Raw genomic sequence first — 1,121 nt, 5'->3', positions numbered from 1 at the left:
TCCCTATGCGCTACCAACCAACGAGAGAAGGTGTGCGATCACTTGGTTTGCAGTGACCCCTTCGGCTTGTGCGTGGTAGCTACGAAGCAGGCGGTGACGCAGTACAGGGAATGCCATCGCTTGAACATCTTGTGGAGTAACATAGTCGCGGCCAGCAAGCCAAGCGTGAGCGCGGGCACAACGGTCTAACGCGATGGTTGCACGCGGGCTAACACCCATGTCTAACCATTGATCAAGCTGGTCGCTGTATTGCTTAGGTTGGCGCGTCGCCATTACCAGTCTGATGATGTACTGCTCAATGGTGTCTGCCATATGAATGTTGAGTACTTCTTGGCGGGCTTCAAAGATCGTTTGCTGAGATATCTCTTGTGGCTGAACAGATTCGTTGCCTTGAGCTTCGCCTCTGTTTAGGCGCAAAATCTCCAGCTCACTTTCCATGTCTGGATAAGCCACTTCTAAATGCAGCAAGAAACGGTCTAATTGAGCTTCTGGTAGCGGGTAAGTGCCTTCTTGCTCAATTGGGTTTTGCGTTGCCATTACCAAAAACAAATCGGGTAAGGCATAGGTTTTTCGTCCCGCCGTCACCTGCTTCTCAGCCATCGCTTCTAGCATTGCGGCTTGCACTTTCGCCGGAGCACGGTTGATCTCATCCGCCAGAATAAGCGAGTTGAAAATCGGGCCCGATTGGAAGGTGAATTCTCCCGTTTCTGGACGAAATATATCGGTACCCGTTAAATCAGCAGGTAACAAATCTGGCGTGAATTGAATGCGGTGGAAGTCTCCCTCGACACAGTCAGCCAATGATTTTACTGCGCGAGTTTTTGCTAGCCCGGGAGGCCCTTCAACGAGGATATGACCATCGGCCAAAAGGGCTATCATCAGCTGCTTAACAAGCTCTTTTTGACCAATGATTTGAGACTCTAAATAGTTTTGAAGGACTTCGAAATTTGTTTTGTGCATTTTGGACTCTCTGGGTATCCATTTGATTTTTATTTTGAGTATTGGTCACTGATTACTAGGAAAAAGTTCCAGTACGTTTGTGGAATTTATTTTTTCAAAATTGGAATTATTTACAAGCGGTTAACGAGAAAAAACCACTAAGCCATGGTTTGTACCATATC

1 protein-coding gene is annotated in these 1,121 nt (G+C 47.3%); it reads right to left on the bottom strand.

Annotated elements, in window-relative coordinates; translation table 11 throughout:
- Positions 1–3: 3 nt before the first annotated feature.
- A complete protein-coding gene (locus AB4496_RS27605; RefSeq protein WP_009845812.1) occupies positions 4–960 on the bottom strand; it encodes a MoxR family ATPase in 957 nt (318 codons plus the stop codon).
- Between the last annotated feature and the right edge of the window lie 161 nt (positions 961–1,121).

Source organism: Vibrio sp. 10N.222.46.A1, from assembly GCF_041473595.1.
Classification (GTDB): Bacteria; Pseudomonadota; Gammaproteobacteria; order Enterobacterales; family Vibrionaceae; genus Vibrio; species Vibrio tasmaniensis_A.
The sequence above is the reverse complement of the archived record's forward strand: the minus strand, read 5'-3'. Positions and strand labels throughout refer to the sequence as shown.

Coding starts and splice junctions, on each gene's coding strand:
- AB4496_RS27605 (WP_009845812.1), bottom strand. CDS start 960: ATGCACAAAACAAATTTCGAAGTCCTTCAAAACTATTTAGAGTCTCAA.